Genomic DNA, 25,544 nt, shown 5'->3' with positions numbered 1-25,544 from the left:
GCGGAACCCTTCAGATCAGGAAGACGTCGCCGGCGTGGATGACACGCCCGCGCCCGTCCGCCAAGCGGAGCCGAAGCGCGCCGTCCTCAGCCAAACCGTCGAACAGCCCCTCGATCGCTTCGCCGTCCGGCGCGTGGAGGCGAAGCGCGGTGCCAACGCCGTGCGCGCGGGCCAGCCATGCGTCACGGATTGCCGTCAGCCCCTCGCCCCGCCAGCGGCCGAGCCAGCGCGCGAACGCGGCAGCGAGCGTCTGGGCAAAGTCGGACGGCGACACCGCACTGGCAAGCGTCGCGGTCGGGCGATCGGGCAGGTCGGGCGCGTTGGCAAGGTTGACGCCGATCCCGACGATCACCGCCTGCTCGACCCGCTCGAGCAGGATGCCCGCGAGCTTCGCACCGGCCAGCAGCAGGTCGTTGGGCCATTTGAGCGAGAGCGCCGCCGGGTCGGCGAGATACGCCCCCGCCGCCTCGTGCAGCGCGACGCCCGCAACCAGCGACAGGCTGGCTGGCGCCGGGTCGCTGGGGCGCAGGCGGACGAGCGTGCTGCCGTAGAAATTGCCGGTCGGCGAGGTCCAGGCGCGACCCTGACGCCCCCGCCCCGCGGTCTGGCGATCGGCGCGCAGCCAGAGGCCCTCTTCCGCGCCGCCCGCCGCCAGCGCGCCGAGGTCGGCGTTGGTCGACCCCGTCTCCGCAACCTCGACGAACCGCGTCAGAACAGAGCCCGTGCCGCCGTCAGGCTCGCGGCGCTGAGCGCGGGGATCAGCAGGTAGCCGGCGGGCGAGATGAACACCGCGCTCGCCGCGATCAGGCCCTTTTCGACGACGCTGTTCGAGGGCGCAAAGGCCGGTGCCGGTTCGCCGAAAAACATCGTGCGGATGATGCTAAGATAATAATAGGCGCCGATCACCGAGCTGGCGATGCCGATCACCGCCAGCGGATAGAGGCCGGCACGCGTTGCCGCCTCGAACACCGCGAACTTGGCATAGAAGCCGAACAGCGGCGGGATACCGGCGAGGCTGAACATGAACATGCCGAGCGCCAGCGCCAACGCTGGGCGCGTGCGCGACATGCCCGACAGGCTGGCGATGCTCTCGACCGGCTGGCCGTCGGTGCCGCGCATCTGCAGCACGACGAGGAAGCTGCCAAGCGTCATCGCGACGTAGATCGTCATGTAGACGAGCACCGCGGCGATGCCGTCCTCGGTCCCGGCGGCAAGGCCGATCAGCGCGAAGCCGATATTGTTGATCGACGAATAGGCGAGCAGCCGCTTGATGTTCGTCTGGTTGATCGCCGCGACCGCGCCGAGGATGATCGAAGCGAGCGAAGCGAAGATGACGATCTGGCGCCAGTCCGCAGTTGCCGGGCCCATCGCCTCGACCGCGATACGAAGGGCGAGCGCGACGGCGGCGACCTTCTGCGCGCTGGCGAAGCTCAGCGTCACCGGGGTCGGCGCGCCTTCATATACGTCGGGCGTCCACATGTGGAACGGCACCGCCGCGATCTTGAAGGCAAGCCCCGCGAACACGAAGACGAGGCCGAAGAGCAGGCCGAGCGACTTCGAGCCCGCATAGGCCGCCGAAATGCCCGAATACAGCGTCGTGCCCGAGAAGCCGTAGACTAGGCTGATGCCGTAAAGGAGGATACCGCTCGCAAGCGCACCGAGGATGAAATACTTCAACCCCGCTTCGGCCGACCGCTGGTCGCGGCGCATGAAGCTGGCGAGCACGTATGCCGCGAGGCTCTGGAGCTCGAGCCCGACATAGAGCGTCAGCAGGTCGGCGGCCGACACCATCATGCCCATGCCGACCGCCGCCAGCAGCATCAGCACCGGATATTCAGGGCGCAGGTCGTCGCCCGAACTTTCGGCGAAGAAGCGCGGGGCGATCAGGATCGCGACGCCGCTGGCGATATAGATCAGGATCTTTGCGAACGTCCCGAACGCGTCGGCGCGCCACAGCCCGTCGAACGCCTCACCCCCGGTCGAGGCGGGACCGGCGAGCGCGATGCCCGCGCCGATCAGCAGCGCGACCGCGGCATAGGAGATCGCCCGCGTCGATGCTTGCCCGCCCCAGGCGGCCGCCAGCATCAGGACGAGGCTGCCGAGCGTCAGGACGAGCTCGGGCAGGATGAAGAGCATCTGCGTACCGTAGGACATCAATGGCCTCCGCCATGCGCGGCGGCGGGTGCGGCCTCACCGCCCTCGCCTGCTTCGCCATGGCCACTCACTTCTTCGACGCGGGCCTCGTACGCGGCGATCGCGGCGGGCTTGCCCGCGGTCGGCTTCGAATCGCTGCCCGGATTGCCGCGATTGACGCGCTCCAGCAGCGTCGCAACGTCGGCGCGCATGGGCGCGAGGAAGCTTTCGGGATAGACGCCCATCCAAAGGACGACCGCCGCGATCGGCGCGAGCAGCGCGATCTCGCGGACGCTGAGGTCGGGCATCACGCGAACGTCGTCCCACTTGATTTCGCCCCACACCACGCGGCGGTAGAGATAGAGCATGTAGGCGGCGCCGAGGATGATGCCCGTGGTGCAGACCAGCGCGATCCAGGTCGACACCTGATAGGTGCCGGCGAGGCTCAAGAATTCGCCCACGAAGCCCGACGTGCCCGGCAGGCCGATCGACGCCATTGTGAAGAGGAGGAACAGGATCGCATAGCGCGGCATATTGTTCGCCAGCCCACCATAGCGCGCGATCTCACGCGTATGCAGCCGGTCGTAGATGACGCCGACGCACAGGAACAGCGCGCCCGAGACGAGGCCATGGCTGAGCATGACGATCATCGCGCCTTCGATTCCCTGCTGGTTGAAGGCGAACAGGCCGATCGTCACGATCGCCATGTGCGCGACCGACGAATAGGCGATCAGCTTCTTCATGTCCGACTGAACGAGCGCGATCAGGCTGGTGTAGACGACCGCCACCGCCGACAGCGCGAAGATCAGCCAGGTAAGCTGGCCCGACGCCTCCGGGAACATCGGCAGGCTGAAGCGCAGGAAGCCGTAGCCGCCGAGCTTCAGCAGCACGCCCGCCAGGATCACCGAGCCGGCGGTCGGCGCCTGCACGTGCGCGTCGGGCAGCCAGGTGTGGACCGGCCACATCGGCATCTTGACCGCGAACGAGGCGAAGAAGCCGAGCCACAGCCAGGTTTGCACATGTGCCGGGAAGTCGTACGCCATCAGGTCGGGGATGTACGTCGTGCCCGCCGTCACACTCATATAGAGCATGGCGATGAACATCAGCACCGAGCCGAGCAGCGTATAGAGGAAGAACTTGTACGACGCGTAGATGCGGTTCGCCCCGCCCCAGATGCCGATGATGAGGTACATCGGAATGAGGCCGGCTTCGAAAAACATGTAGAACAGGAACAGGTCCTGCGCCGCGAACGTGCCGATCATCAGCACTTCGACGAGCAGGAACAGCGCCATATATTCCGGCACGCGCTTCTCGATCGCGTCCCAGCTGGCGCCGATGCAGATCGGCATCAGGAAGACGCTGAGCATGATGAGCATCAGCGCAAAGCCGTCGATGCCGAGCGCCCAGGCGAAGCGGCCGAAGACCGGCGCATATTCGGTGAACTGCCACTGCGGCGCCGACGGGCTCTGGTCGAAATTAGCCCAGAGCAGGCAGCCGAGCACGAAATCGACCAAAGTCGCGGCGAGCGCGATCCAGCGGGCGGTGCGCGCATCGACGAACAGGCAGGCGACCGCCGCGATGGCGGGCACGGCGAGCATCAGCGAGAGAATGGGGAAACCGTCCATGATCTCAGCGCCCCGCAATGGCCCAGGTGACCGCGGCGGTAAGCCCGATCAGCATGACGAAGGCATAGCTGTATACATATCCCGACTGGACGCGCCCGGCGACCCGGCTGCCCATCGCGACCAGCGCCGCCGACCCGTTGGGGCCGAAGCGATCGATCGTCCCCTCGTCCCCGGCCTTCCAGAACAGGCGGCCGAAGGCGAAGGCGGGCTTGACGAAGAGGAGGTCGTAAAGCTCGTCGAAATACCATTTGTGCATGAGGAACCGGTGCAGCACGCGGAACTGCTCGACGAACTTCGCGGGGAAGGTCGGGCGGAGAAGATAGGCGTAGATCGCGGTCAGCAGGCCGAGCGCCATCACGATCGTCGCGGCGTACTTCACCAGCGCCGGCACCTCGTGCATCGCGTGCATCAGATGCTGGTTGTAGAAGATCGCGCCCTTCCAGAAGCCGGCCTCCTCGAGGAAGGCGTGGTGGAAGGCGAAGCCGGCACCCACCGCGCCCAGCGTCAGCACGAGCAGCGGCGCGAGCATGACCAGCGGACTCTCGTGCGGGTGATAGCCCGCGGTGCCGTCGTCATGCGCATGGCCGTGATCGTCATGGCCGTGCGCGGCGTGAGCATGGGCAGACGCATGGCCCGCATCCTCGTCCGCCGGCGCGTCATGGTGATGGTCGCCATGCGCCGCGTGCTGGATATGCTCCGAGCCGGCCCACCGCGGCTTGCCCCAGAAGGTGAGGAACATGAGCCGCCACGAATAGAAGCTCGTCAGCAGCGCGGCGAACGTGCCGACCCAGAACGCGCCCTGCCCGCTACCCGATGCCCAAGCGACTTCGAGAATCGCATCCTTCGAGTGATAGCCCGCAAAGCCGACGCCCGCGAAACCCACGCCCGTAATCGCCAGCGTACCCGCCATCATCGTCCAGAAGGTGATCGGGATGTGACGGCGCAGGCCACCATAGAAGCGCATGTCCTGCTCGTGATGCATCGCATGGATGACCGACCCGGCACCGAGGAACAAGAGCGCCTTGAAGAAGGCGTGGGTGAACAGGTGGAACATCGCCGCGCCGTACGCACCAACGCCCGCGGCGAAGAACATGTAGCCGAGCTGCGAACAGGTCGAATAGGCGATGACACGCTTGATGTCGGTCTGCACCGTGCCGATCGTCGCGGCGAAGATGCAGGTCGCGGCGCCGACGCCGGTGACGACGGTGAGCGCGGTCGGCGACACCTCGAACATGGGCGACAGGCGGCAGACCATGAACACGCCCGCGGTGACCATCGTCGCGGCGTGGATCAGCGCCGACACCGGGGTCGGCCCCTCCATCGCGTCGGGCAGCCAGGTGTGGAGGCCAAGCTGTGCCGACTTGCCCATCGCGCCGACGAACAGAAGGAGGCAGAGCACCGTCATCGTGTCGAGGCGATAGCCGAGGAAGCCGATCGTCGAGCCGGCCATCGTGGGGGCGGCTTCGAGGATCGCCGGGATCGAGATGGTGTTGAAGACGAGATACGTGCCGAAGATGCCGAGCATGAAGCCGAGGTCGCCGACGCGGTTGACGACGAACGCCTTGATCGCCGCCGCCTGTGCCGACGGCTTCTTGTACCAGAAGCCGATCAGCAGATAGCTGGCGAGGCCGACGCCCTCCCATCCGAAGAACATCTGGATCAGGTTGTCGGCGGTCACCAGCATCAGCATCGCGAAGGTGAACAGCGACAGATACGCGAAGAAGCGCGGCTGATCGGGATCCTCCGCCATATAGCCCCAGCTATACAGGTGGACCAGCGCCGAGACGGTGGTGATGACCACCAGCATGATCGCGGTCAGCGTATCGACGCGCAGCGCCCAGGCCGCATCCATGCCGCCCGACTTAATAAAGTCGAGGACGTGAACGACCTCGGCCGCGCGATTGCCCGACAGGAAGCCGAGGAAGATCGGCCAGGAAAGAAGGCACGCGATAAGGAGCGCGCCGGTCGTCACCGACTTGGCGGCGACATTGCCGATCGCGCGATTGCCCAGCCCCGCAACGATCGCGGCGATGAGCGGCAGGAAGACGATTGCCTGGATCACCAGATGGTTACCCCTTCATCCGGTTGGCGTCGTCGACCGCGATATTGCCGCGGCCACGGAAGTAGATGACGAGGATGGCAAGCCCGATCGCCGCCTCACCCGCCGCGACGGTCAGCACGAACATCGCGAACACCTGCCCCACCAGATCGCCGAGGAAGGCGGAAAAGGCGACGAGGTTGATGTTGACCGCCAGCAGGATGAGTTCGATCGCCATCAGGATGACGATCAGGTTCTTGCGATTGAGGAAGATCCCCATGACGCCCAGCGCGAACAGGATCGCGCCGACGGTCAGATAATGATGCAGCCCGATCACAGCTCGACCCCCTGACCCACCGGCTGGTTGACCTTGCGGATCGCGTCCTTCGAGCGGCGCGCGACCTGGCGGGCGATGTTCTGCTTGATGACGCCGGTCCGCTCGCGGTGCGTCAGCACGATCGCGCCGATCATCGCGACAAGGAGGACGAGGCCCGCCCCCTCGAACACCAGCAGATAGCGCGTGTAAAGCAGCCGGCCGATTGCCTCGATGTTCGGCACCGCGGCGTCGATTGGCGCGATGCGCGTCGACAGCTCGATGCCGCCCGCCGACCATGCGCCGACGCCGATCAGGATTTCGGCCGCGAGGCCCACCGCCAGCACCACGCCGATCGGCAGATACTTGACGAAGCCCGCACGCAGCTCGGCGAAGTCGATGTCGAGCATCATGACGACGAAAAGGAACAGGACCGCGACCGCGCCGACATAGACGATGACGAGCAGCATCGCGATGAACTCGGCACCGACCAGCACCATGAGGCCGGCGGCGTTGAAGAACGCCAGAATCAGCCACAGCACCGAATGCACCGGGTTGCGCGCGGTAATCACCATCGCCGCCGACAGGACGACGATGGCCGCGAACAGGTAGAAGGCGACGGCCTGGATCAAGCGAACGCCTCCCGGCTTGCAACCGCGATCGCGCAAGCGCGCAACGCGGCGTGGTAGTGAATCATGGTCGGCCCCTTATGCCCGCGCCGCTTAGCGATACGGGGCGTCGGCGGCAAGGTTCGCGGCGATCGCGCGCTCCCAGCGGTCGCCGTTCGCGAGCAGCTTGTCCTTGTGATAGATCAGCTCTTCGCGCGTTTCGGTCGAGAACTCGAAATTTGGCCCCTCGACCACTGCATCGACGGGGCACGCCTCCTGGCACAGCCCGCAATAGATGCACTTGGTCATGTCGATATCGTAGCGCGTCGTGCGGCGGCTGCCGTCGTCGCGCGGCTCGGCCTCGATCGTGATCGCCTGTGCCGGGCACACCGCCTCGCACAGCTTGCACGCGATGCAGCGCTCCTCGCCATTGGGATAACGGCGCAGCGCATGTTCGCCGCGGAAGCGGGGCGAGATCGGGTTCTTCTCGTAAGGATAGTTGATCGTCGCCTTCGGCTTGAAGAAGTACTTCAGCGTCAGGAGATGGGCCGAGACGAACTCGGCCAGCGCGAACGACTTGAGGGTCTGAGCGATGCTCATGCCGGAACTCCATATCGCGTCAGCATCAGGAAGCCCGACACGAGGAACACGAAGGTGAGGCTCAAGGGCAGGAACACCTTCCAGCCCAGCCGCATCAGCTGGTCGTAGCGATAGCGCGGGACCGTCGCCTTCACCCAGCTGAACAGGAAGAAGAAGAAGAACGCCTTGGCGAACAGCCAGATGATGCCGGGGACCATGTAGAGCGGCGCCCAGTCGAACGGCGGCAGATAGCCACCCCAGAACAGGACGGCATTCAGCATGCACATCAGGATGACGTTGGCATACTCACCCAGCCAGTAGAGCGCGAAGGCCATCGACGAATATTCGGTCTGATAGCCCGCGACGAGCTCCGACTCCGCCTCGGTCAGGTCGAACGGCGCGCGCGCGGTCTCCGCCAGCGCCGAGATGAAGAACACCACCGCCATCGGGAACAGCAGCGGATTGAATCCGAAGCCGTTGATGGGCAGGAACGACAGCCCCCAGACGTTCTTCTGCGCCTCGACGATCGTCGTCAGGTTGAAGCTGCCCGCCCAGAGCACGATCGACACGAGCACGAAGCCAATCGCGACCTCATAGCTCACCATCTGCGCCGCTGCGCGGATCGCCGAGTAGAACGGATACTTCGAGTTCGATGCCCAGCCCGCAAGGATCACGCCGTAAACGCCGAGCGACGAGGCGGCGAGCACGTAGAGCAGCCCGACATTGATGTCGGCGAGCACCACGCCAACATCGAACGGCACCACCGCCCACACGATCAGCGCGACGGTAAAGGTGATGATCGGCGCAAGGAGGAACAGCCCCTTGTTCGCGCCGGTCGGAATGATCGTTTCCTGAAGAAAGACCTTCAGGCCGTCGGCAAACGACTGGAGCAGGCCGAACGGCCCCACCACGTTCGGCCCGCGGCGCAGCGCCATCGCCGCCCAGATCTTGCGATCGGCGTAGATGATCATCGCCACCGCCAGCATGACGGGGAAGGCGATCAGGAGGATGCCGGCGATCGTCGAGACGGCCCAGGCCCCCTCGAACGACAGGCCCAATGATTGGAAGAAGGACGTCATTCCGCCGCCTCCGCGAATGCTTCGCCATGGACCAGTTCGGCCGAGCAGCGCTGCATCGTCGGGCTCGCGCGGCAAATGGCGTTGGTGAGATAGAAGTCGGCGACCGGATAGGTCACCGTCCCCTCGCCCTTGGCATCGATCGCCGGCGGGTTCCAGTCATAACCGGCCAGCCCCTCGCGCCCCAGCGCCGGCACCTCGGCGATCATCGCACGGCGCAGGCCCGCGAAATCGTCGAACGGCAGCGGGCGGCCGATCACGTCGGACAGCGCGCGCAGGATCGTCCAGTCGTCGCGCGCCTCGCCGGGGGCGAACACCGCCCGCTCGCTGAACTGCACGCGCCCCTCGAGATTGACATAGGTGCCGGGCTTCTCGGCATAGGTCGCGGCCGGCAGGATCACGTCGGCGTGATGCGCGCCCTTGTCGCCATGATGGCCGACATAGACCTTGAAGCTGTTCTCGAAGGCCGAGAAATCGACTTCGTCGGCGCCGAGGAAGAAGGTCAGCTTCGGGCTGGCCGCGACGATGTCGGCGATACCGCCCGCCTGCGCATAGCCGAGCATCAGCGCGCCCATCCGTGCCGCGGCGGTGTGGACGACGTTGAAGCCGTTCCAGCCGTCGCGCACCACGTTCAGCGACTTGGCGAGCGCCAGCGCCGCGCCGTGGCCGTTCTTGAGCGCGCCCGGCCCGACCACGATCATCGGCTTGGCAGCGCCGGCGAACACGTCCGCCGCCTCGTCTGGCAGCTTGGCAAGCAGCGACAGGTCATCGCCGAGCCACGTCGCCTTGTAGGTCAGGTCGGTTTCCGGCCCGATGGCGAAGACCTTCGCGCCCTTCTTGATCGCCTTGCGAACGCGCGTGTTGATGAGCGGCGCCTCCCAGCGAAGGTTCGAGCCCACCAGCAGGATCGCGTCGGCCTCCTCGACCCCAGCGATCGTCGTGTTGAACGCGACCGCGCCGAGGTTGGTCACGTCATAGGCCATGCCCGTCTGCCGCCCCTCGAGCAGCGACGAGCCGAAGCCCTCGACCAGCTTCTTCGCGGCGAACATCGTCTCGCAATCGACCATGTCCCCCGCGATCGCGGCGACCGACGAACCGGCGCCCGACGCAATCGCGGCGATCGCGGCGAACGCCTCGTCCCAGGTCGCGGGCGTCAGCTTGCCGTCCTTGCGGATATAGGGCTTGTCGAGGCGCCGGCGGACGAGGCCGTCGACATGGTGGCGCGTCTTGTCGTGCGCCCATTCCTCGTTCACGTCCTCGTTGACGCGGGGCAGGACGCGCAGGACCTGACGCCCGCGGCTGTCGATGCGGATGTTGGTCCCGACCGCATCCATCACGTCGATGCCGAGCGTCTTCTTGAGCTCCCACGGCCGCGCGTTGAACGCATAGGGCTTCGACGTCAGCGCACCCACCGGGCACAGGTCGACGACATTGCCGGAAAGTTCGCTCGACACCGCCTTTTCGAGATAGCTCGTGATCTGCATGTTCTCGCCGCGATAGATCGCGCCGATTTCCTCCACGCCCGCGACCTCTTCGGCGAAGCGGACGCAGCGCGTGCACTGGATGCAGCGGGTCATGACCGTCTTGACGATCGGACCCATATATTTCTCGGTCACCGCGCGCTTGTTCTCGGTATAGCGCGTGGCGCCGCGACCATAGGCCATGGTCTGGTCCTGCAGGTCGCATTCGCCGCCCTGGTCGCAGATCGGGCAGTCGAGCGGGTGGTTGATGAGCAGGAACTCCATCACCCCCTCGCGCGCGGCCTTCACCATCGCCGAGTCCGTGCGCACTTCCTGATTGTCGGCGGCAGGCAGCGCGCACGACGCCTGCGGCTTGGGCGGCCCGGGCTTCACCTCGACCAGGCACATGCGGCAATTGCCGGCGATCGACAGCCGCTCGTGATAGCAGAAACGGGGAATCTCCTTCCCCGCCGCTTCGCACGCCTGGAGCACCGTGGCCCCCTGCGGCACCTCGACCTCGATCCCGTCGACTTTCAGTTTAGGCATCAGCTGTTTCCGGCCGCACGTGCGGCATTGGTATTGAGATAGATGGCCTCGGCGACCGCTGCCTCGACGATCGGCTTGCTGAGCTCGACCTTAGCCCCCTGATCGACGCAGGCTCCCATCGACGGCACCAGCGCGGCCACGTCCTTCGCCTCGGCGTCGGTTTCGGCGTTCTCGCGCACGAAATGGATCGCCGTTTTAGGATCGCGGCGCAGGATGCAGTCTCCAAACCGGACGAGCGCGACGTGGCGCTGCGCAGCCGCGTCGTCGGGCGAGGCGCCCAGCGTCAGGTCGGGCGTCTCGGCCGGCGGCGCCGTGTCGAGGTCGACGCGGCGGCGGACCAGCTCGGCGTATAGCGCACCGCGCAGCAGACGGGCATTGAGCGACAATCGACTGCTGTCATAATCACCCGACGTGCCCATGCACTCGTTCGTCGCCAGCGCGGCCACGGCCTGTTGTCCCGCGCTCGACATCGGCATGGCCAGCGCCCGCTCAACCCCCTTCGGATTTCGCTGCAGCACACAGCGGGCGAAGCTTTCGAGCGTGATCCGCGCCCGCGCGGCCGGGGGCATGCTGCCGGTCGGGATCCGCGCCGTCTTCAGCGACAGGCGCGACGACGCCTGCGCCTGCGGCGCAGCCACGGCGATCAGCATCGACAAGGCGAGCGCGGCTGCCATTTACTCCGCCGCTTCCTGATACGACGCGCCGTGGCCCTGCTTCTCCAAGATCCGCCGCTCCATTTCGGGGCGGAAGTGGCGGATCAGGCCCTGGATCGGCCATGCCGCGGCATCGCCGAGCGCGCAGATCGTGTGGCCCTCGACCTGCTTGGTCACCTGGTAGAGCGTGTCGATCTCGGAAATGTCGGCGTCGCCGGTGCGCATCCGCTCCATCACGCGCCACATCCAACCGGTACCCTCGCGGCACGGCGTGCACTGGCCGCAGCTCTCATGCTTGTAGAAATAGCTGATGCGGCTGATCGCGCGGACGATATCGGTCGACTTGTCCATGACGATGATCGCCGCGGTGCCGAGGCCCGAGCCCACTTCCTTCAGCCCGTCGAAGTCCATTGGCGCGTCCATGATCTGCGCCGCGGGGACGAGCGGGACCGACGAGCCGCCGGGAATCACCGCGAGGAGATTGTCCCACCCGCCGCGGATGCCGCCGCAATGCTTCTCGATCAGCTCGCGGAACGGGATCGACATCGATTCCTCGACCACGCACGGCTTTTCGACGTGGCCCGAAATCTGGAAGAGTTTCGTGCCCTTGTTGTTCTCGCGCCCGAAGCTCGAGAACCATTCCGGCCCGCGGCGAAGGATCGTCGGCGCGACCGCGATCGATTCGACGTTGTTGACCGTGGTCGGGCAGCCATAGAGGCCCGCACCCGCCGGGAACGGGGGCTTCAGCCGCGGCTGGCCCTTCTTGCCCTCCAGGCTCTCGAGCATCGCGGTCTCTTCACCGCAGATGTAAGCGCCCGCACCGCGATGGCAGAAGACGTCGAAGTCGTAGCCCGACCCGCAAGCGTTCTTGCCGATGAAGCCCTTGTCGTACGCCTCGGCGATCGCGGCGAACAGCACCTCGGCCTCGCGGATATATTCGCCGCGGATGTAGATGTAGGCGGCACGCGCGCGCATCGCGAAGCCGGCGACCAGCGCGCCCTCGATCAGCTTGTGCGGATCGTGGCGGATGATCTCGCGGTCCTTGCACGACCCCGGCTCGGATTCGTCGGCGTTGATGACGAGGAAGCTGGGACGCTCGGGCGTCGGATTCTTCGGCATGAAGCTCCACTTCATGCCGGTGGGGAAGCCCGCACCGCCCCGGCCGCGCAGGCCCGATGCCTTGATCCGATCGATGATCGTATCCTGGCCCAGCTCCAGCAGCGCCTTGGTATTGTCCCAATCGCCGCGTTTCATCGCCGCGTCGACGTTCCACGGCTGGAAACCATAGACGTTGGTGAAGATGCGGTCCTTGTCAGCGAGCACGGCTCAGCGTCCCTGTCCAATCAGCTTTTCAGCCAGAAAATAACCCGCCACCGCCAGCGCGAGGCTCAGCCCGACGACGATCAGGCTGAACGCGACCTTCAACAGCGCCACGAGCACGAAGATCGCGGCGACGAAAACGGCGATGGCGACGAGCAGGTTCACGCCCACTCGCCCCGATAGTCGTGGTTGGCGTCGACCATTTCGGTCAGCGTGGTCGGCCCGCCCTGGGGCTCCGACGTGTGGCGACCGTTCTGCGGACCGGGCTTGGGCGTTTCGCCGTTCGCCAGCGCCGACAGGATCGCGACGGTCTTGTCGTAGTCGAGATCCTCGAAATTGTCGTCGTTGATCTGAACCATCGGCGCATTGGCGCAATTGCCCATGCACTCGACCTCGGTCAGCGTGAACAGGCCGTCGGGCGTCGTCTTGCCTTTGACGAGGCCTTGGTTCTTGCACGCCGCCAGCACGTCGTCCGACCCCCGCAGCATACACGGCGTCGTGCCGCACACCTGCACGTGATAGCGGCCGACCGGCGCCATGTTGTACATGGTGTAGAAGGTCGCGACCTCGAGCACGCGGATGTACGGCATGTCGAGATAGCTCGCGACATATTCGATCACCGGCACCGGCAGCCAGCCCTGAGTCTGCGTTTCCGCCCCCACCTGCCGCTGGGCGAGGTCGAGGAGCGGGAGCGTCGCCGACATCTGGCGACCCGCGGGATAGCGACCAACGATTTCCTTGGCCTTGGCCGCATTCGCCTCGTTCCAGGCGAACGCGCCCCAGCGCGCACGGACTTCCGCCTCGTCGAGAATGGGTGCTGCGTCGGCCATCAGCGGTCACACTCCCCGAACACGATGTCCATCGCGCCCAGAATGGCGGTGGTGTCGGCGAGCATGTGCCCGCGGCTCATAAAGTCCATCGCCTGGAGATGGCTGAACGCGGTCGGCCGGATCTTCACGCGATAGGGTTTGTTCGACCCGTCGGAGACCATGTAGATGCCGAACTCGCCCTTGGGGCTCTCGGTCGCGACATAGACTTCGCCCGCGGGGACGTGGAAGCCCTCGGTATAGAGCTTGAAGTGGTGGATGAGCGCTTCCATCGACCGCTTCATTTCCGCGCGCTTGGGCGGCACCACCTTGCGATCCATCGAGGCGATCGGCCCCTCCGGCATCTCGTTGAGGCACTGCTTCATGATGCGCGCCGACTGCCACACTTCCTCGACGCGGACCATAAATCGGTCATAGCAGTCGCCGCGCGTGCCGACGGGCACGTCGAACTCCATCCGGTCATAGACGTCATAGGGCTGCGACTTGCGCAGGTCCCACGGCAGGCCGGCGGCGCGGATCATCGGGCCGGAGAAGCCCCACTTCAGCGCATCCTCGCGCGAAACGATCGCGATATCGACGTTGCGCTGCTTGAAGATGCGGTTCTCGGCCACCAGGCTGATCGCGTCGCCGAACAGTTGCGGCAGGCGAGTGTCGAGCCAGTCGGCGATGTCGGTCAGGAGCTTGAGCGGCACGTCCTGATGCACGCCGCCCGGCCGCAGGTAGTTGTGGTGCATCCGCGCGCCCGACATGCGCTCGAAAAAGCCCATGCAGTCTTCGCGGATCTCGAACATCCACAGGTTCGGCGTCATCGCGCCGACGTCCATGACGTGGCTGCCCAGGTTGAGCATGTGATTGCAGATGCGCGTCAGCTCGGCGAAGAATACGCGCAGATACTGGGCGCGGATCGGCACTTCGAGGTCGAGCAGCTTCTCGACCGCCAGCACGAAGCTGTGCTCCATGCAAAGCGGCGAGCAATAGTCGAGCCGGTCCATGTACGGCAGCGCCTGCGTGTACGTCTTGTACTCGCACAGCTTCTCGGTGCCGCGGTGGAGCAGGCCGACATGCGGATCGATCCGCTCGATCACCTCGCCGTCCATCTCCATGACGAGGCGAAGCACGCCGTGCGCCGCGGGATGCTGCGGGCCGAAATTGATCGTGTAGTTCTGGATCGCGACGTCGCCGGCGCTTTCGGGCGACTGGCCGGGCGCGTCCATCAACTGGGTGGTGGTGTCGGTCATTACTGGTTCTGACCCCCGTCCTTCGAGGGAACGACATCGGGATCGGCGGGCTTCTCGCTCGCCTTGTTCCCCGGATCGGCCTTGCCCGCACCGGTATCGGCGGGGGTCTCGGTCACCTTCGCTTCGGTCGCCTGCGGGCCGGGCGCCTTGGCATCGTCGGCGCGCACGATCCGGTCGGCGTCGAGCGGCGTCGGCGCGCCCTTGGCCTCGGGCTTGGCGGGCGGCGGCGCGGCGGGGGCAGCGGCTGCCGCCTTCTCGTCGCCGGGCAGCACGTATTGCGCGCCCTCCCACGGGCTCATGAACTCGAAATTGCGAAAGTCCTGGGCCAGCTTCACCGGCTCATAGACGACGCGCTTGGCCTCTTCCGAATAACGCAGCTCGACGAAGCCGGTCAGCGGGAAGTCCTTGCGGAACGGATGCCCGCGGAAACCATAGTCGGTCAGGATGCGGCGCAGGTCCGGGTGCCCGTCGAACAGCACGCCGAACATGTCGTAAACCTCGCGCTCCAGCCAGTTGGCGACCGGCCACAGGCCCGTCACGCTGGGCACCGGCGTCTCCTCGCTCGCGGTCACGCGGACGCGCAGGCGATGGTTCCGGGTAACGCTGAGCAGGTGATAGCAGACGTCGAAGCGCTCCTCGCGCTCCGGATAGTCGACGCCGGCGATCTCCATCAGCTGCTGATATTCGAGGCCGGGCGTATCGCGCAGCGCCGTCATCGCGCCGATCAGGCCGTCGCGGGTGACGGTCAGCGTCACCTCACCGACCTTGTCCTGCGATTCGATCAGCGCAGCACCGATCGCCGCGGTCGCAACGTCGATCACGCCGTCGTTCACGGCATAGCGGGGGGCAGGCGCCTTCATCACACAACCTCGGTGCGCAGGCGCAGCAGCGCGGCAGCGAGACCCACGACGCCGGTCGCGCCGACGAAACCGGCCATGATGCCCAGCATCGGCAGATACGCGCCGATCCCGTTGGCGGCGACATCACGCACAAGCGTGACAAGCGGGCCAGAGGCAAAGCCGAACGCGACCAGCAGGGCCACAAGGAGGCGCCGACGCGGCGCTGCTTCCATATTCATCGCTCGATCGTCCCGATGCGGCGGATCTTCCGCTGCAACTGCATCACACCGTAGAGCAGCGCCTCCGCGGTCGGCGGACAGCCGGGGACATAGATGTCCACGGGCACGATCCGGTCGCAGCCGCGCACGACGCTGTAGCTGTAATGATAATAGCCGCCGCCATTGGCACACGAGCCCATCGAAATGACGTATTTGGGCTCCGACATCTGGTCGTAGACGCGGCGAAGCGCCGGGGCCATCTTGTTGCAGAGCGTACCCGCGACGATCATCACGTCCGACTGACGCGGGGACGCGCGCGGCGCGGCGCCGAACCGCTCCATGTCGTAGCGCGGCATGTTGACGTGGATCATCTCGACCGCACAGCAGGCAAGGCCGAACGTCATCCACCACAGCGAGCCGGTGCGCGCCCAAGTGAACAGGTCCTCGGTCGTGGTGACGAGGAATCCCTTGTCGGTCAGCTCACCGTTCAGGTCGCTGAAAAACTGCTGGTCCGGGGGCGTCACTGCCTGCCCGCCGCCGACCAGGCCGACGGCATTCGGGTTGGCGGGATGCGCGGGGTTGAACTCTACTCCCAATCGAGAGCTCCCTTCTTCCAGGCATAGACAAGGCCGAGCGCGAGTTCGGCGATGAAGATCATCATCGAGGACCAGGCCACCCAGCCCAGGTCGAACACGCTCACTGCCCACGGATATAGGAACGCCGCCTCGAGATCGAAGACGATGAACAGGATCGCGACCAGATAAAATCGCACGTCGAACTGGCTGCGCGAATCCTCGAACGCGGGAAAACCGCACTCATATTCGGTCAGCTTCTCCGGCGTCGGCTTGTGCGCGCCGGTAAAGCGCGCCGCGATCATCGGCAGGAACACGAACGCCGACGACAGGATCAGGGCCACGCCCAGAAACATCAGAATCGGCAGATATTGCGACAGGTCGACCAAGGGCCATCTCGCGGTTGCAGCAGGGGTTTGGGCGCGCTTCTAGGCCGATGAACGGAGACCGGCAAGGCGGCGGGCAGTGAGAATGAATCTCAACTGACCCGCCCGCCGTTCGTCAGCGCAGCGCGCCCGCCGCCAGCTTGTGAAGCTTCGAATGAAGGACGTCGTTGGCGGCAAGCACCTGACGCTTCTCGATCGGCTGGTCGGCGCCGCGATAGTCGGTGACGTAGCCGCCGGCCTCCTTGACGATCAGATAGCCCGCCGCCACGTCCCAGATGTTGAGCCCGCTTTCCCAGAAACCATCGAAGCGGCCCGCCGCGACCCAAGCGAGGTCGAGCGCAGCCGAACCCAGCCGACGGATGCCCGCCACTTCCGGCGCGATCGCGCCGAAGATGCGCGTCCATTCGGGGAAGTTGCCGTGCCCCAGGAACGGGATGCCCGTCGCGATGATCGCGTCGTTGAGGTCGCGCCGCGCCGATACGCGCAGGCGCTGGCCGGTCAGCCACGCGCCCCGGCCCTTCTCGGCCCAGAAGCTCTCGTCGGTGAGCGGCTGATAGATGAGGCCGTGCGTGATGCCCGAGCGCGGATCCTCGACGGCGATCGAGATCGCGAAATGCGGGATGCCGTGGAGGAAGTTGGTCGTCCCGTCGAGCGGATCGATGATCCAGCGCGGCTTCTCCGGATCGCCCTCGATCACCCCGCCCTCTTCCATAACGAAGCCCCAGTCGGGGCGCGCCTTCAGAAGCTCGTCATAGAGCGTGCGCTCGGCGCGCTGGTCGGCCATCGACACGAAATCGGCCGGGCCCTTCTTCGACACCTGAAGGTGCTGGACCTCGTTGAAGTCGCGGCGAAGGCGCGGCGCCGCCTTGCGGGCGGCGCGCTCCATGACGGTGATGAGGCCGGATTGGGCAGACATGGGCTTAACTCCTCCCCTCCCCGGCGGAAGCGAGGAGGAGCGATTTGAAATCAGTCCGCGCGGCGGACGTAGGTGCGCTCGTACACGTCGACGACGATGCGCGTGCCGCTCGAAATATGCGGCGGCACCATCACGCGGACGCCGTTGTCGAGGATCGCGGGCTTGTAGCTGGACGAGGCGGTCTGCCCCTTCACCACCGCATCGGCCTCGACGATCGTCGCCTCGACCGTGTCGGGCAGCTGGACGCTGATCGGGCGCTCGTCATGCAGTTCCATAACGACGTCCATGCCGTCCTGCAGGAACTCGGCGGCGTCGCCCAGCACGTCCTTTTCGAGCGTGATCTGCTCGTAATTGTCCTTGTCCATGAAGGTCAGCGTATCACCCTCGGCGAACAGGAACTGGAAGTCCTTGGTGTCAAGGCGCACGCGCTCCACGGTCTCGGCCGAGCGGAAGCGGACATTGGTCTTGCGCCCGTCGATCAGGTTCTTCATCTCGACCTGCATATAGGCGCCGCCCTTGCCGGGCTGGGTGTGCTGGATCTTCACCGCACGCCAGATGCCGCCTTCATACTCGATGATGTTGCCGGGACGGATGTCCACGCCGCTGATCTTCATGACTTCGACCTGTTGGAAAGAGCTGAGTGGCCGCGCCTTAGCGGCGAGCGGCGGGATCGGCAAGGGAGGCGCCGGTCAGCAGCGGCGTCGGGTCGACCGCGCGCCCCTGATACCAGCGTTCGCCCGGTGCCATCGCCGACAGCCCGAAATGGAGGTGCGTGTTGCCCGGCCCGGCATTGCCGGTATCGCCCACCGTCGCGATCGGCTGGCCCGCGCGCACGCGCATTCCCTCAGCGATCCCGGGCGCATAGCCGGCGAGGTGCGCATAGTAATAGCTCCAGCGCCCATCGGGCGAGCGGACGTAGAGCGTGTTGCCACCGCCGCCGTTGCTGAAGAAGACCTTCTCGACCACCCCGTCCGCCGCCGCCAGCACGGGGGTGCCGCCGGGCGCGAGAATGTCGTTGCCGCGGTGCAGACGGGTGCCACCGCCGCGCGGATCGCCCCAGCTCGACGCGATCGCCGATCGCGCGACCCCGGCGACGGGCACGGTCAGCAACCCGCCCCGCCAGCGGATGCGCTCGCCCGATGACGGGGCGGGCGGCGCATTCGGCACCGCTGCGACTCGTCGTGCCACTTCCGGGGCGGGGGCTGGCGGTCCGTCGAAGCGCAGCATCGAGGCGAAGATCGCAGCCCCGACGACGATCAGCGCCAGAATACCCCAGAAGAGCCGCGGCACCGGCCTATTTCCGGAACAGCGCCTTGGTGCCGGGCTTGACCATCAGCGCCAGACGCGCGGCATCCCAGTTGGTCAGGCGGATGCAACCATTGCTTTCGGTCTTGCCGATATTCTGCGGCTCGGGCGTGCCGTGGATGCCGTAGTGCGGCTTGGACAGGTCCATCCAGACGACGCCGACCGGATTGTTCGGCCCCGGCGGCACCACCGCTTCCTTCGCACCCGGTTTCGACCCGGCGATCAGTTCGGGCTGGAACTTCCAGTCGGGGTTGTAGGCAGCGCCCTTGATCGTCCATTCGCCGATCGGCAGCGGAAACTGCGCCGACCCCATCGTCGCGGGGAACTGCGCGATCACGCGGTCCTGTCCGTCCATGACCTTGAGGACGCCCTCGCTCTCGTCGACGACGACATGGTCGGCCTTGGGCTGCTGCGCATCGACGTTGAGATAGGCGACGGTCTGCTTCCACGTCGCATCGTCGATGTCATATGCGCGCGACGACGGCAGCGCGTTCGGCACGACGATCTGCTGCCCCGCCTTCAACGGCGTCTCGCGGCTGTTGAGCGCCACCAGCACCTCGGGCGAGGTGTGGAACATCTCCGCCAGCTTCTCCAGCGGGGAGCGGTAGTAAAGGCCGGGCAACTTCGACTGGTCGGCATAATCCTTGGGCGTCGGGTTGATGAACGGCCCGGCGATCATCTGCGGTGCGAGCGTGATCGTCTTGGTCGGCTCCGCCGCGTCGTACCGCTTCAGCGCGGCGAGCGTCGGCGCATCGAGCCTGCCCGTCGGCCCCAGCCCGCGACTTTCCTGGAAACCCCGGATCGCGCCCTTGAACGCGGCGCTGTTCTTCCCGTCGAGCAACCCCGACGAGAAGCCGAGCTTCGACAGGATCACCTGCGCCTTCAGCGTCGCGAGGTCGATCCTGGGATCGGCGGTTGGCGCGCGTGCCGGCTGTGCCTGCTGCTGCGGTTCCGCCTTCGGCGCCTGTGCGTCGGCTTTGGGAATGCCGGCGAAGCCCAAGGCGGTCGCCGTCACGGTTGCCAACCCGATTGCGCCCAAGAGCGCCCGATCCCGATGTTCCATACGCGACTCGCCTCCTCCAAGGCCGAATCGAACGAGTAGAAATCAGCTTTGTTGCATGAACGGTTTTACAGCCGCGTCAGGCGAGCAGTGTCGCGAACGCCCTGACCGCCGCCGCCTCGTCGTCCTGCCAGACCGCGCCCGAGACCGCGAGGAAATCGGCCCCCGCCTCGACCAGCGGGCGGGCGTTCTCGGACGTGATCCCGCCGATCGCGACGCACGGCACCTCGAACAGCGCAGACCACCAGGAGAGGATCACCGGCTCCGGCCGATGGCTGACGGGCTTGGTGGTGGTGTCGTAGAAGGCGCCGAACGCGACGTAATCGGCCCCCGCCTCGCCCGCTTCCATCGCCAGGTGGCGGCTGTCGTGACAGGTGACGCCGATCTGTGCCGAGGGGCCGAGCGCCGCCCGCGCCTCCGCCACATCGCCGTCGCCCTGCCCCAAATGCACACCGTCGGCGCCAAGGCGCTTGGCGAGGCTGATCGAATCGTTAACGATGAACGCGACCTCATGGGCGGCGCAGATGCGCTGGAGCGGTTCGGCAAGCGCCGCCGCCTTATGCTGGTCGATCCCCTTTACCCGGAACTGGAACGCCGCGACCGGGCCGGCGGCGAGCGCCCGCTCGAGCCGGTCGGGAAAGTCGCCCCCGACCTCCAGCGGCGAGATGAGGTAGAGCTGGCACGGCGGGCGGCGATCGTCGCGCTTGAACTGCGCGGCGAAATCGGGGTCGAGCGGGCCGAGCGGATCGTCGTCGAAATCGGTCATCGTCGCGCCCTACCCGCTCGGCAGCCTCGCTGCCAAGCGGGTAGCCGAGTCGTCACGCCGCCAGCGCGACCTTCTTGGTCGATGCGGCGTGGATGTCGTCGATCGCCTCGCCCAGCGCCGCGTCGAACTCGTCGTCGGTCATCTGGTGGCGCAGGTCGGAGAGGAGCGCGCGGCTGAAGCTGGCGATCATGCCGCGGTTCTTCGCCAGTTCGGCGCATGCCTCGGCACGGGCGAAGCCGCCCGACAGCGCGACGACGCGCAGCACGCGGGGGTGGTCGACCAGTGCGTCGAACAGCCCGGCTTCCTCGGGGATCGACAGTTTCAGCATCACCCGATCGTCGCCGGGCATCGCGTCGAGCGCCTTCAGCAGTTCGGCCTTGAGGATGCGGTCGGCCTGCCCGCGCTCGGCGCTCTTGATGTTCACTTCCGGCTCGATGATCGGCACGAGGCCCGCGGCGAGGACCTGACGCGCCACCTCGAACTGCTGGAGCACCACCGCGGCGATGCCCGCCTCGTTGGCGAAGTTGATGACCGAGCGCTCCTTGGTCCCGAACACGCCGAGGCCGGCGGCACGCGAAAGGAGCGCGTCGAGGCCGTCGATCGGCTTCATCAGTTGCACGCCGTCCGCCTCGGCCTCCAGCCCCTTGTCGATCTTGATGAAGGGGACGACGCCGCGCTCGATCAGCGCCGCCGGGGTGGGCTTGCCCGCCACCTCACCGTCCATCGTCCGCTCGAACAGGATCGCGCCCAGCACCTTGTCGCCATTGAACGAGGGCGCGGTGATGATTCGCGCGCGCATGTCGTGGATGAGCGCGAACATCGCCTCGTCGCCGTCCCAGGCGCCGTCCTCAATGCCGTAGCCCGCCAGCGCCTTGGGCGTGGAGCCGCCCGACTGGTCCAGCGCGGCGATGAACCCGTCGCCCCGTTCGATCCGCGCGGTCATCTCGGCTTTGTCCATCGTCGATCCCCTGAGCTTCTGCATACGTATGCTGCGCCGCATACCGACTGCGCCGCGCAGGGGCAATGCCCGAGCGCCGATCGATATCCGTTTGACCGGAACCGGCTGTCCGGTCAGCCTGTACCGACAGGGAAGAGGGGGACCGGGTGATGATGAAGCGGCTGATCGCGCTGGTCGGTGCGGGCTGGATGCTGGCAAGCGCGGCGATGCCGCCGCCGCCAAAGGTCGGGGATATTGCCCCGCCCTTTCGCATGAAGCTGGTCGACGGCACCGAAGTCAGCTCCGACGAACTTCGCGGCCATGTCGTCGTGCTCAACTATTGGGCGACGTGGTGCGCGCCGTGCCGCGCGGAGCTGCCGCTCCTCGACCGCTATTATTCGCTGCGCAGGGATGCGGGGCTGCGCGCCTATGCGATCACGACCGAGGATTCGGTGCCGCTGTTCAAGCTGAAGGCGCTGTTCGCGGCGATGAAGATGCCTGCGGTCAAGAGCTTCAAGGGAAACTACGGCACGCTCGGCGCGGTACCCACCAACTACATCATCGATCGCGCCGGGCGCATCCGCTACGCCAAAGCCGCGGCGTTCGAGCTCGACGACCTCAATCGCGAACTGATCCCGCTGCTCAAGGAACCCGCAAGCTGATGCTCACGCCCGCTGGCTGCGCCACCGCTTGATCGTGCGCTGGAGCGAGGCGTCCTCGCCGCCGCCCTTCTTCCACAGCTCGCTGAACGACGGGTCGGCAGAGGCCGGCCGCAGCGTTTCCTCGAGATCGTCGAACAGCACGCGGATGGGCGTCGCCACACCCTCACCGCAGATGATGCACTCGCGGTTGCGCAGCGCGGGAATCGCATCGAGGAACCCGCGCGCGCCCTCCGGCATGGCGGCGCGGACATAGGCCTGGTCGCGGTCGTTGTTCAGGCGCATCGCGATGATCGTGCCGCACTGCGACAGCACGCCCTCGGCAAGATCGGACGGACGCTGGGTGATGAGGCCCAGCGATACGCCGTATTTGCGCCCTTCCTTGGCGATGCGGCTCAGGATGCGGCCGACCGACGACCCGTCCGCATTGCGCTCGTTGGGGACGTAGCGGTGCGCTTCCTCGCAGACGAGGAGGATCGGGCGCACCTGCTCCCCGCGCGACCAGATCGCATAGTCGAAGACCATGCGGCTCAGCACCGCGACGACGACGCTGGTGATCTCGCTCGGCACGCCCGACACGTCGATGATCGCGATCGGCTTGCCTTCAGCCGGCAGGCGGAACATCCGGGCGAGGAACGTCGCCATCGTATCGGCGACGAGCATCCCGTTGAACATGAAGGTATAGCGCGGGTCGTTCTTGACCTCTTCGATCTTCGATTTCAGGCGAAGATAGGGCGTGGTGTCGCCCGCCCGGTCCATCTTGCCCATTTCCTGCGTGATCTGGGTCGTCAGGTCGCTGAGGAGATACGGGATCGGCGAGTCGACGGTGAGCTTCACGTCGGTGGCGAGACGATTCTTGCCGCGCGCGGCAAGCAGGCACTTGGCGAGGATGTCGGCGTCCATCTGCCGCTGAGAGCCGGTCCCGGTTATGAACACTTCGCAATGCTCTTCGAAGTTCATCAGCCAATAGGGCATGGCGAGGTTGCCGACGTCGTAAATGGCGCCGCGCGTCGCGAACGCCGCGCCATATTCGCCGTGCGGGTCGATCATGACGATATGGCCCTGCGGCGCGGCTTCGCAGATGCGGTGGAGGATCAGTGCGGCGCTGGTCGACTTGCCGGTGCCGGTCGAGCCCAGCAGCGCGAAATGCTTGCCGAGCATCGCATCGATGTAGAGCGCGGCGCGAATGTCTCTCGTCGGATAGACGTTGCCGATCTTCACATTGGCGCGGTCGTCGGTCTGATAGACCTGACGCATGTCATCGGTCGATACCGGCAGCACCTCTGCCCCCGGCGTCGGATAGCGGGTGACGCCGCGGCGGAAGCGATAGAGCTTGCCCGTCAGCCTCTCCTCCTCGCCCTCGCCCAGAAAATCGATCTGCGCGGTGATGTCGGCGTGACCGTCCTCGGTGAGCTTGAGCGCGCGCACGCTGGCGACGAGCCAGGTGGTGCCGACGCGGATCTTGACGAGGCTGCCGACCTGGCCGGCGGCGGCCAGCGTTTCGTCGGCGTGACTGCGCATCGCGTCGAGCGCGCGGCGGTCGAAGGTCACGCGGCTGCTCGCGCCCGAAATTTCGGTGACGATGCCGATCGGCGGCGCGGTCAGCGCCGATGCGCCGCCACCGGCAGGCAGGGCCTGCTCGAAAGCATGCGTTCGCGTCGCGTCCATCATGGGCAAGGGGCCTTCGCCGTCCATATCACGTGAAAGCGATACCAAAGCGGAGGTAAATATAACGTTGGTGACGTTCGGAGCGCGGCACAGGCTCCTTTAGAACCGCCGGCCGAGCGCCCCCGCACCCCAGCCGAACGCGACGGAGACGAACACCGCGATCAGGCCGTAGACGATCGCATGGTTCTGCGCCGCGGCCGCCACGAACCGCTCGAACCCCGATTTGCGGATCTCGATATCGCGTACCGCCGCCGCCAGCACGCGCCCGTCGCGGATGAGGAAGGTTTCGGCGGTGAAGCGCCCGACCGGCACGCGCGCGGGAATGGCGATGCGCGCGCGATAGAGGACGCCGCCGGTGATCTCGACCGCACCCGGCGCCTCGACGAACAGGCCCGAGCGGCGGCGCATCTCGACCAGCCCGCGAACGAAACGGTCCTGCACCGTCTGCGGCTCGCTGCCGATCGGCGAGAGTTGCAGGCTGTCGAGCCCGAGTTCGTAGATCGCGCGCGTCCGCGCATCGACGATCCTCTCGACCGGGCGGGACGAGGCGATCGCGTAGAAGGACGGCGCCGAGCGATAGCGCATCGAGTCGGCGTTGACCCAGATGCCGGCGACCTTCTGCTTCTCGCGCATCAGCACCGACTGGCTCGGGCCCTTCACCACCACGACGATGTCCGCGGGCCGCTCGGCCGCGCGCGCGTCGGGATAGAGGATCGCCCCGAACAGGAGGAGGTCCGCGCCGGTGAAGCTGTAGGCGATCTCGATCTCGCGCTGCGATGCGTCGGGGACGAGCTTCGGCGCATCCGCCTGCGCCATCAGCAGCGGCGCGAGGAACAGGGCGAGCAGGCGCCTCACCCGATCTCGACCGAATAGAGCTCGCCCGGCCGCCAGCCGAGGCCGAGCGCCATGCGGATCGCGACCGCCAGCACGATGAGCGCGAGCGCGAGCCGCAACTGCTCGGGCTTCAGCCGCGCGGCGAACCGCGTGCCGAGCTGCGCGCCCGCGACCGAGCCGAGCAGGAGGAGCACCGCGAGCACGATATCGACCGCGCGCGTCGTCGTGGCATGGACCATCGTCGCCGCGGCGGTGGTGAACAGGATCTGGAACAGGCTGGTGCCGACGACCACCGCGGTCCCCATACCGAGCAGATAGATCATCGCCGGCACCATGAAGAAGCCGCCGCCCACCCCCAGCAGCATCGTCAGGATGCCCGTCACCAGCCCCAGGATCAGCGGCGCGAGCGGCGAGATGTAGAGGCCCGAGCGATAGAAGCGCCACCGAAAGGGGAGCGCCGCGACCAGCGGATGATGCCGCCGCCGCGCCGCCGCCACCTGCTGTCCCCGCCGCCCGGCCCGCACCGCGCCCAGCGACTCCTTGAGCATCAGCCCGCCGATCGAACCGAGCATGAAGACATAGAGGATCGAGATCACCGTATCGATCAGCCCGCGCGCGCGCAGGAACTCGAACAGCCACGCGCCGATCAGCGAGCCGACGATACCGCCCGCCACCATCACCCCACCCATGTGATAGTCGACGCCCTTTCGCCGCGCGTGCGCGAACACGCCCGACACGCTCGCCCCCGTCACCTGGCTGGCGGCCGACGCGGCGGCAACGGTCGGCGGGATACCGTAGAAGATCAGGAGCGGCGTCGTCAGGAACCCGCCGCCGACGCCGAACATGCCCGACAGCCAGCCGACGCCGAAGCCCAGGGCGACGATCACCAGCGCGTTCACCGACAGGTTCGCGATCGGCAGATAAAGGTCCATCGGCACTCGTCAGAACGCGGGTACGGCCGTGCTAGG

28 protein-coding genes are annotated in these 25,544 nt (G+C 66.5%); 1 reads left to right on the top strand and 27 read right to left on the bottom strand.

Annotated features, from left to right (window positions below):
- Positions 1–10 precede the first annotated feature (10 nt).
- The 24 genes from FHR19_RS02755 to FHR19_RS02640 form a co-directional block, all read right to left on the bottom strand.
- Positions 11–712 (bottom strand): biotin--[acetyl-CoA-carboxylase] ligase, encoded by a 702-nt coding sequence (locus tag FHR19_RS02755; RefSeq protein ID WP_184025775.1) that lies wholly within the window; start codon positions 710–712, stop codon positions 11–13.
- Entirely contained in the window at positions 709–2,154 is a 1,446-nt protein-coding gene (gene nuoN, locus FHR19_RS02750) for an NADH-quinone oxidoreductase subunit NuoN (RefSeq protein ID WP_184024003.1), read from the bottom strand. Before nuoN ends, FHR19_RS02755 begins: the two co-directional genes overlap by 4 nt.
- Positions 2,154–3,758 carry an NADH-quinone oxidoreductase subunit M gene (locus FHR19_RS02745; RefSeq protein WP_184024000.1) on the bottom strand — a complete coding sequence of 535 codons (1,605 nt, stop codon included), beginning with the start codon at positions 3,756–3,758 and terminating at the stop codon, positions 2,154–2,156. The genes nuoN and FHR19_RS02745 overlap by 1 nt, the downstream gene beginning before the upstream one ends.
- Before the next feature lie 4 nt (positions 3,759–3,762).
- On the bottom strand, positions 3,763–5,820 hold the full coding sequence (gene nuoL, locus FHR19_RS02740; RefSeq protein WP_184023997.1) for an NADH-quinone oxidoreductase subunit L: 2,058 nt from the start codon (positions 5,818–5,820) through the stop codon (positions 3,763–3,765).
- Positions 5,821–5,827: 7 nt separating this feature from the next.
- On the bottom strand, positions 5,828–6,133 hold the full coding sequence (nuoK, locus tag FHR19_RS02735; RefSeq protein WP_184023994.1) for an NADH-quinone oxidoreductase subunit NuoK: 306 nt from the start codon (positions 6,131–6,133) through the stop codon (positions 5,828–5,830).
- Positions 6,130–6,741 (bottom strand): NADH-quinone oxidoreductase subunit J, encoded by a 612-nt coding sequence (locus FHR19_RS02730; RefSeq protein WP_184023991.1) that lies wholly within the window; start codon positions 6,739–6,741, stop codon positions 6,130–6,132. The genes nuoK and FHR19_RS02730 overlap by 4 nt, the downstream gene beginning before the upstream one ends.
- Positions 6,742–6,831: 90 nt before the next feature.
- The gene (nuoI, locus tag FHR19_RS02725; RefSeq protein WP_184023988.1) at positions 6,832–7,317 is read right to left on the bottom strand and encodes an NADH-quinone oxidoreductase subunit NuoI; all 486 of its coding nucleotides are present in this window, start codon (positions 7,315–7,317) and stop codon (positions 6,832–6,834) included.
- Positions 7,314–8,375, bottom strand: coding sequence for an NADH-quinone oxidoreductase subunit NuoH (gene nuoH / locus FHR19_RS02720; RefSeq protein ID WP_184023984.1), 1,062 nt, complete (start codon positions 8,373–8,375; stop codon positions 7,314–7,316). Before nuoH ends, nuoI begins: the two co-directional genes overlap by 4 nt.
- The gene (gene nuoG / locus FHR19_RS02715) at positions 8,372–10,378 is read right to left on the bottom strand and encodes an NADH-quinone oxidoreductase subunit NuoG (protein WP_184023981.1); all 2,007 of its coding nucleotides are present in this window, start codon (positions 10,376–10,378) and stop codon (positions 8,372–8,374) included. The genes nuoH and nuoG overlap by 4 nt, the downstream gene beginning before the upstream one ends.
- The gene (locus tag FHR19_RS02710) at positions 10,378–11,052 is read right to left on the bottom strand and encodes a hypothetical protein (RefSeq protein ID WP_184023979.1); all 675 of its coding nucleotides are present in this window, start codon (positions 11,050–11,052) and stop codon (positions 10,378–10,380) included. Before FHR19_RS02710 ends, nuoG begins: the two co-directional genes overlap by 1 nt.
- Positions 11,053–12,354: an NADH-quinone oxidoreductase subunit NuoF gene (nuoF, locus tag FHR19_RS02705; RefSeq protein WP_184023977.1), complete on the bottom strand. Its 1,302-nt coding sequence runs from the start codon at positions 12,352–12,354 to the stop codon at positions 11,053–11,055.
- A 3-nt stretch (positions 12,355–12,357) separates the two neighbouring features.
- Positions 12,358–12,516 carry a hypothetical protein gene (locus FHR19_RS02700; RefSeq protein WP_184023975.1) on the bottom strand — a complete coding sequence of 53 codons (159 nt, stop codon included), beginning with the start codon at positions 12,514–12,516 and terminating at the stop codon, positions 12,358–12,360.
- The gene (locus tag FHR19_RS02695) at positions 12,513–13,181 is read right to left on the bottom strand and encodes a complex I 24 kDa subunit family protein (protein WP_184023973.1); all 669 of its coding nucleotides are present in this window, start codon (positions 13,179–13,181) and stop codon (positions 12,513–12,515) included. Before FHR19_RS02695 ends, FHR19_RS02700 begins: the two co-directional genes overlap by 4 nt.
- Positions 13,181–14,416 (bottom strand): NADH-quinone oxidoreductase subunit D, encoded by a 1,236-nt coding sequence (locus FHR19_RS02690; protein WP_184023970.1) that lies wholly within the window; start codon positions 14,414–14,416, stop codon positions 13,181–13,183. The genes FHR19_RS02695 and FHR19_RS02690 overlap by 1 nt, the downstream gene beginning before the upstream one ends.
- A complete protein-coding gene (locus FHR19_RS02685) occupies positions 14,416–15,276 on the bottom strand; it encodes an NADH-quinone oxidoreductase subunit C (protein WP_184023967.1) in 861 nt (286 codons plus the stop codon). The genes FHR19_RS02690 and FHR19_RS02685 overlap by 1 nt, the downstream gene beginning before the upstream one ends.
- Complete coding sequence (locus tag FHR19_RS02680) at positions 15,276–15,488, bottom strand: hypothetical protein (RefSeq protein ID WP_184023963.1); 213 nt, start codon at positions 15,486–15,488, stop codon at positions 15,276–15,278. Before FHR19_RS02680 ends, FHR19_RS02685 begins: the two co-directional genes overlap by 1 nt.
- Before the next feature lie 2 nt (positions 15,489–15,490).
- Positions 15,491–16,069 (bottom strand): NuoB/complex I 20 kDa subunit family protein, encoded by a 579-nt coding sequence (locus tag FHR19_RS02675; protein WP_425505925.1) that lies wholly within the window; start codon positions 16,067–16,069, stop codon positions 15,491–15,493.
- Positions 16,060–16,434 carry an NADH-quinone oxidoreductase subunit A gene (ndhC, locus tag FHR19_RS02670; protein WP_184023959.1) on the bottom strand — a complete coding sequence of 125 codons (375 nt, stop codon included), beginning with the start codon at positions 16,432–16,434 and terminating at the stop codon, positions 16,060–16,062. Before ndhC ends, FHR19_RS02675 begins: the two co-directional genes overlap by 10 nt.
- Positions 16,435–16,546: 112 nt before the next feature.
- Positions 16,547–17,347 carry an inositol monophosphatase family protein gene (locus FHR19_RS02665; RefSeq protein ID WP_184023956.1) on the bottom strand — a complete coding sequence of 267 codons (801 nt, stop codon included), beginning with the start codon at positions 17,345–17,347 and terminating at the stop codon, positions 16,547–16,549.
- A gap of 50 nt (positions 17,348–17,397) precedes the next feature.
- A complete protein-coding gene (gene efp, locus FHR19_RS02660) occupies positions 17,398–17,961 on the bottom strand; it encodes an elongation factor P (protein ID WP_184023953.1) in 564 nt (187 codons plus the stop codon).
- A gap of 37 nt (positions 17,962–17,998) precedes the next feature.
- Positions 17,999–18,637 carry a peptidoglycan DD-metalloendopeptidase family protein gene (locus tag FHR19_RS02655; protein WP_184023951.1) on the bottom strand — a complete coding sequence of 213 codons (639 nt, stop codon included), beginning with the start codon at positions 18,635–18,637 and terminating at the stop codon, positions 17,999–18,001.
- 4 nt (positions 18,638–18,641) lie between these two features.
- The gene (locus FHR19_RS02650) at positions 18,642–19,667 is read right to left on the bottom strand and encodes a L,D-transpeptidase family protein (protein ID WP_343053133.1); all 1,026 of its coding nucleotides are present in this window, start codon (positions 19,665–19,667) and stop codon (positions 18,642–18,644) included.
- A 124-nt stretch (positions 19,668–19,791) separates the two neighbouring features.
- Positions 19,792–20,478, bottom strand: a complete 687-nt coding sequence (gene thiE / locus FHR19_RS02645) for a thiamine phosphate synthase (RefSeq protein ID WP_184023947.1) — start codon at positions 20,476–20,478, stop codon at positions 19,792–19,794.
- Between the two features lie 52 nt (positions 20,479–20,530).
- Positions 20,531–21,436 carry a fructose bisphosphate aldolase gene (locus tag FHR19_RS02640; protein WP_184023945.1) on the bottom strand — a complete coding sequence of 302 codons (906 nt, stop codon included), beginning with the start codon at positions 21,434–21,436 and terminating at the stop codon, positions 20,531–20,533.
- Between the two features lie 152 nt (positions 21,437–21,588).
- Here FHR19_RS02640 and FHR19_RS02635 point away from each other — a divergent pair, with 152 nt between their 5' ends.
- Complete coding sequence (locus FHR19_RS02635; protein ID WP_425505924.1) at positions 21,589–22,077, top strand: TlpA family protein disulfide reductase; 489 nt, start codon at positions 21,589–21,591, stop codon at positions 22,075–22,077.
- 3 nt (positions 22,078–22,080) lie between these two features.
- Here the strand turns inward: FHR19_RS02635 and FHR19_RS02630 are convergent, their stop codons facing one another.
- From FHR19_RS02630 to FHR19_RS02620, 3 genes are all read right to left on the bottom strand, one after another.
- Positions 22,081–23,745 (bottom strand): ATP-binding protein, encoded by a 1,665-nt coding sequence (locus FHR19_RS02630; protein WP_425505923.1) that lies wholly within the window; start codon positions 23,743–23,745, stop codon positions 22,081–22,083.
- A 96-nt stretch (positions 23,746–23,841) separates the two neighbouring features.
- Positions 23,842–24,558, bottom strand: a complete 717-nt coding sequence (locus FHR19_RS02625; RefSeq protein WP_184025770.1) for a TIGR02186 family protein — start codon at positions 24,556–24,558, stop codon at positions 23,842–23,844.
- Positions 24,559–24,593: 35 nt separating this feature from the next.
- A complete protein-coding gene (locus tag FHR19_RS02620; protein WP_184023931.1) occupies positions 24,594–25,508 on the bottom strand; it encodes a sulfite exporter TauE/SafE family protein in 915 nt (304 codons plus the stop codon).
- Positions 25,509–25,544: the final 36 nt, after the last annotated feature.

The organism is Sphingomonas yantingensis, assembly GCF_014199325.1.
In the GTDB taxonomy this organism is placed as follows: domain Bacteria; phylum Pseudomonadota; class Alphaproteobacteria; order Sphingomonadales; family Sphingomonadaceae; genus Sphingomonas; species Sphingomonas yantingensis.
The sequence above is the reverse complement of the archived record's forward strand: the minus strand, read 5'-3'. Positions and strand labels throughout refer to the sequence as shown.